The sequence below is a fragment of the Devosia sp. genome (assembly GCF_017307565.1).
GTDB lineage: Bacteria > Pseudomonadota > Alphaproteobacteria > Rhizobiales > Devosiaceae > Devosia.
On the sequence record NZ_JAFKHD010000155.1, the window covers coordinates 5693 to 10664 of the forward strand.

General features: G+C 61.9%; 5 protein-coding genes and 1 pseudogene. 1 reads left to right on the top strand and 5 read right to left on the bottom strand.

Going from position 1 to position 4972, the window contains the following annotated elements; all coding sequences use genetic code 11:
• From J0I64_RS04245 to J0I64_RS04265, 5 genes and pseudogenes are all read right to left on the bottom strand, one after another.
• Positions 1-483: pseudogene (locus J0I64_RS04245) on the bottom strand (aldolase/citrate lyase family protein); the annotation flags it as partial.
• A gap of 5 nt (positions 484-488) precedes the next feature.
• Positions 489-1274 carry an SDR family oxidoreductase gene (locus J0I64_RS04250; protein WP_291406365.1) on the bottom strand — a complete coding sequence of 262 codons (786 nt, stop codon included), beginning with the start codon at positions 1272-1274 and terminating at the stop codon, positions 489-491.
• 3 nt (positions 1275-1277) lie between these two features.
• A complete protein-coding gene (locus tag J0I64_RS04255) occupies positions 1278-2237 on the bottom strand; it encodes a Gfo/Idh/MocA family oxidoreductase (RefSeq protein WP_291406366.1) in 960 nt (319 codons plus the stop codon).
• Between the two features lie 5 nt (positions 2238-2242).
• Positions 2243-3019: an SDR family oxidoreductase gene (locus J0I64_RS04260; protein WP_291406367.1), complete on the bottom strand. Its 777-nt coding sequence runs from the start codon at positions 3017-3019 to the stop codon at positions 2243-2245.
• 8 nt (positions 3020-3027) lie between these two features.
• Positions 3028-4035, bottom strand: coding sequence for a Gfo/Idh/MocA family oxidoreductase (locus tag J0I64_RS04265; protein ID WP_291406368.1), 1008 nt, complete (start codon positions 4033-4035; stop codon positions 3028-3030).
• Between the two features lie 337 nt (positions 4036-4372).
• Here J0I64_RS04265 and J0I64_RS04270 point away from each other — a divergent pair.
• Positions 4373-4972, top strand: a 600-nt coding sequence (locus J0I64_RS04270; protein WP_291406369.1) for a GntR family transcriptional regulator, incomplete at its 3' end; no start/stop codon positions are given.

Genomic DNA, 4972 nt, shown 5'->3' on the forward strand with positions numbered 1-4972 from the left:
GAAGCGCTCCTTGTTGGCAGTTTCGAGATAATCGAGGAAGCCAACACGGGTGAACATGCCATCATTGTTGCCGCCGTCGACGGCGCGACGGCCGAGAGGGGCAAACTTGGTCATGTCGCGCACGGCGCGGGCATCAGAAGCACCCATCACATGCGGCACGATGAGGCCGGTGGCATCGGCTTCGAGGGGGCGGATATAGTCGGAATAGCTGCCGCGGGCGACGCGGACGAGGCTGTCCACGTCATAGATCTTGGCGGCGCGGATCTGGTTCTCGATCGCCTCGAGACTGGCCGAGGTGTGCTCCTGGCACACCCAGAGTGCGTCGGGCTCGGCCTGGGCAAAGATCTCGGCGACCTTGGCGTCAAAAGTGTTGAGTTTCAGCACTTTGGCGACGCCGCCTGCGGCGATGGTGCGGAGCACGCGGCTCGGGCGCATGCGGTGCTTGGTGGCCGGTGTGGCGGAATACGGCTGCTTTTCGGTCATGGCTGTTACTTTGCGGTATAGCCGCCATCGACCGGGATATTGGTGCCGGTGATGTAGGCGGAAGCATCGGAAGCGAGGAAGACGATCGAACCCATGAGATCTGTCTCATTGGCCATCCGGCCGAGCTGGGTACGATCGGAATAGTTCTGCACGAAAGGCGCTGGCTGATTGGAAAAGAGGCCGCCGGGCGAGAGGCAGTTCACCCGGACATTGTCCTTGCCCAGGATGCTGGCGGCCCAGCGGGTGAAATTGACCATGCCACCCTTCTCGTAGAAGTAGATGGGCGAGGGATTGGGGTTCATGTCGGTGCCGACATAATTGCCCATTTCGACCCCGACCATACCCATCATCGAGCCGATATTAATGACCGAGCCGGATTTTTGGGTGGCCATGGACTTGCCGAACAGCGAAGTGATCTTGAACAGGGCCGAGGCGTTGACGCGGAGGCTCTGGTCATAGGCGTCGAGATCGTTGTCCCAGCCGTCGGTGGCCGAGCGCGTGACGGCATTATTGACCAGCACATCGCACCGGCCGCTGCGCTCGATGATGGTCTGGTGCAGGGCTTCGATCGAAGCATCGGAGCTGAGGTCGAGCGTCAATGCGGTGACGTCGTTGCCAGCGGCGCGTTCTTCGGCGGCAACCGCTTCGAGCTTGGTCTGGTCGCGGGCAGCGATGTAGGTGATTGCGCCGGCGCCGGCCAGGGCGGCCACGATCTGCCGGCCGTAAAGACCCGCGCCGCCGGTGCAGAGGGCGACCTTGCCCTTCAGTGAAAAAGTATCAAGAACGCCCATGGATCAGGCTCCGAAGCTGGAAAGCAGAATTTCAGCGCCGCCGGCTTCGCGGCTCTCAATGCCGGCGATGACCAGTTGCATCAGTTCGCGCGTCTGCGCGTAGGGTACGGGCGGCACACCGGTGCGGAGGAAACGGACATAGCTTTCGAGCTGCGCCTTGAAGGCGGTGTAGGTGTCCTGGCTACGCAGGGTCACGCCACCCTCGGTGCCCGCAAGGGTGATGAAGCCCGAGCCGCCGATCTGGTCCGATGTGACCGTAATGACGACGTCGATGCCCTTGGAGTGTTTCAGGTGCACCACGTTGCGTTCATAGGTGCCGGTGTTGCGCACAGACACGAAGCCGGGGCCGACGATCGGGTAGATCGATTCCAGCGCGTGGATGCCGTAGGTCTCCCACTTCTTGGCCATGGTGGCGAAGACGGTGCGCAGGGGGCCGAATTCATATGTGGCGCCGTGATAGGGCGCGAATTCCTTGGCGAAACGCATGCCGGAGGAGGAGATGATCGGCTTGCCTGCGGCGACCCAGTTCGAGAAGGTTTCGAGGTCGGCCCGGTTGTCGCAGAGCGGCTTGTCGACGAAGACCGGGAGGCCTGCTTCGACGAAGGGGCGGGCACGTTCGACGTGTTCAAAACCCTTGTCGGTGGCAACGACGACTGCGTCGACATGACCTATGACATCCTCGGCGCGCTCAACCACATTGGCGATCTTGGCGACAGCGGCGACCTGTGGAGCTTCGGCAGGATTGTCGGTCCAGACGTGGGTGACCTCGACGCCGGGGATGCCCAGCGTTTGCGGCGGTTGCTTGCCGATATAGTTGATGATCGCTGGGTAGGGGCAGGTCTTTAGCGCTTCCGCGTCATAGCGGCCGTTGATGATCATCGACCAGGAATAGGGGTGGCCATTGCCCTCGACCATGCCGAGCATGGCGAGGCGGATGGGGCGGTCGGCAAAGGGAAAGGTCATGGAGGTCACCAGGCGGTCCAGCCACCATCCACACCCAGCACCTGGCCGGTGATGTAGGAGGCGGCATCGGAAACGAGGAATACGGCGGCACCGGCTGTCTCATGCTGGCGGCCAATGCGGCCCAGCATGGTTTCGGCTTCAAGATTGGCGATAAATTCAGGGTGCGATTTCTGCACGGCGTCGTGCGGGAAGGGGCCGGGGTAGAGCGCGTTGACGCGGATATTCCTGGGACCGTAGTGGCCGGCCATATAGCGCACCATCTGGTTGAGACCCGCCTTGCCGACCCCGTATTCGATGGCATTAGGCGCCATCTTGCCGGGGTAGTTCTTCGGGTCGGGCGAGACTACGCCATACATGGAGGAATAGAGCACCATGGCGCCGCCCGGCGCCATGCGGTCGGCGGCGGCACGAGCGAGCAGGAAACTGCCGGTCAGGTTGATGCGATTGGCCAGGTCGAAAGTGCTGGCGTCGAGCGCGTCGAAGGTTTTGCCGGAGTTGAAGGCGGTGGCAGCGATCAGGCCCGAGAGGGAGCCGAAGGCAGATGCCGCGCCTTCGACGCAAGCCAGGATCGAAGCCTCGTCGGCCATGTCGAGGGGCAGGGTGGTTACGCCGCCCGGGCCGGGGCCGGCGGCGACGGTGGCTTTGGCGATTTCCAGGCGTTCGAGATCGCGGTCGGCGATGATGACGTTGGCGCCTTGGGCCTTGAGCAGGAGGCAGACCGGGGTGCCGAGATAGCCGGCGCCGCCGGTGACGAGGATGCTGCGGCTTTCGAGAGAAAACATGTTTGTTCTCAGTCGTTTATCGAAACGATGATGCGGTCTTGCCAGGATTTCTTGGCGGCGAGGGCTATCTGCAGGCTTTGGCGGGCTTCATCGAGCGTCGCAAGGCTACAGGGCTTGCCTTCGAGGGCGTCGAGCATGGCATTGGCCTGAAGGGTGAAACGGGCTTGATGGGCCTCGGTCGGGACCAGTCCGTCCATGTAGTCGTGGCGATCTTTCCACTGGCCGCTGTCGTCGTCGGCAAAGCTCAATACCGAGTGTTCCAGCGAGAGGTTGCCCTTGGTGCCGATGAAAGAGGTTTGATTTATATTGGGTTTTTGGAACTGATTGATGGTCACATTGGCCATCGCGCCGCTGGCGAAGCGGACGTTCACGAGGCAGGTATCCTCGGTTTCGGTGCCTTCGAGAACCAGGCGATCATACATGGCGCCGACCGCGACAGGCTGACCCATGAGCCAGATCAGCATATCGAAAGTGTGGCTGGCAGCGTCCAGAATGGCGCCGCCGCCCATTTCCGGGCGGGCATAGTAGGTGCGCTGGAAGTCGGGACGATACTTGGGAAATTCCTGCGAGGAATTGACGTAGACGAGCTTTAGCGTACCGATCTTTCCGTCACGGATTTGTTGACGGACTGTGAGCATCTCGGGTGCGATGCGGCGGATATAGCCAACGCGGGCGAGAATGCCGGCCTGGGCCACTGCTTCGATGGCGGCATCGACGCCGTCCATGGTCACGGCGAGGGGCTTTTCCACCATGAAGGGCAGCTTGGCCTCGGCGCATTTGAGCATGAGCGGAACGTGCAGGTGCGCCGGTGCGCAGATGACCGCCAGGTCGAAGGACGACAGGTCCGCCTCATCGACGCTGGCATAGCTGCCGGCGAGAGCAAACATTGCCTCCGCCTCGGCGCGCCGCTCGGCATGCGGCTCGACAATGGCGAGGCCCACACGGCCCGTCGCCGCATAGCCGCGCAGGTGCCGGCGGCCGATGCCGCCGCTGCCGATAATAAGAACCCTCTTCATCCCGTCCCCGTCCCTCGATCAAGCGCGAATGATGAATGTCGCTTGACACCTCAAAAAACTATGTTGTTATGTTAATGAGATAGCTTTAGGTGTCAATAACGGTTTTGTTGGTCAAACGAGGGGGTTGGCCTGAAACCGCAGAGAAAGATAGAACAATCTTTCGTCTGGTTGGCGTTTTTAGCAAAACGGTGAAACAAATTTTTCAGGGAGGCCGCCATTCATGTCGAAAATAGTGTCTCCTGCAGCGCCAAATCCGAGCTTTTCCGGTATCTCTGATGTGTTTGGTCGACCAAAAATGGAAAAGTTGACACCAAATTCAGGATCGTGGTTGCGTGTGATGCGTGACCACGAGGAGGAAATGGTGACCCTGGGGGCGGCGGATATCGCCAGCGTGCTGGCGGAAGAGGTGCATGGGGGTGTTCTCGAGGTTGGGGCCATGCTCCCCTCGGAGCGCGATCTTTGCGAGCGCTTTGGTGTTGGTCGAACGACGATCCGCGAGGCGGTGAAGCGGCTCGAGGCTATGCGGCTTGTGGAACTGCGCAAGGGCTTCCGGCCGCGCGTCGCCTACCCGACGCTGACGCAGCTGCTGGGCAGCATCTCGGCGGCGTCCCGCCTGTTCTTCCGCGGCACCGAGGGCGGTGCGCATATGGAGCAGGCCCGGCTTTTCCTCGAAACCAGCCTTGCCCGCTATGCCGCGCAATCGGCCACGGCGGCCCAGATCGGGCGCCTCGTGGCCGCCATCGAAAAGGGCGACCGGGCGCTCGATGATCTGCCGGCCTTCCGGCTCGCGGATGTGGAGTTTCATCGGGCACTGGCCGAGGTGCCGGGCAACCCGATCTTCGTCGCGCTGCACGATGCATTCGTGGGTGGGTTGATGATGTCGCGGCCTGGGCCGAAGGACGTCGTGAGCCACAATCGGCGCAGCAATGACGAGCAC

Excerpts from the sequence above, each read along its gene's own strand:
- J0I64_RS04250 (WP_291406365.1), bottom strand. The coding sequence starts at position 1,274 with ATGGGCGTTCTTGATACTTTTTCACTGAAGGGCAAGGTCGCCCTCTGC.
- J0I64_RS04255 (WP_291406366.1), bottom strand. The coding sequence starts at position 2,237 with ATGACCTTTCCCTTTGCCGACCGCCCCATCCGCCTCGCCATGCTCGGC.
- J0I64_RS04260 (WP_291406367.1), bottom strand. The coding sequence starts at position 3,019 with ATGTTTTCTCTCGAAAGCCGCAGCATCCTCGTCACCGGCGGCGCCGGC.
- J0I64_RS04265 (WP_291406368.1), bottom strand. The coding sequence starts at position 4,035 with ATGAAGAGGGTTCTTATTATCGGCAGCGGCGGCATCGGCCGCCGGCAC.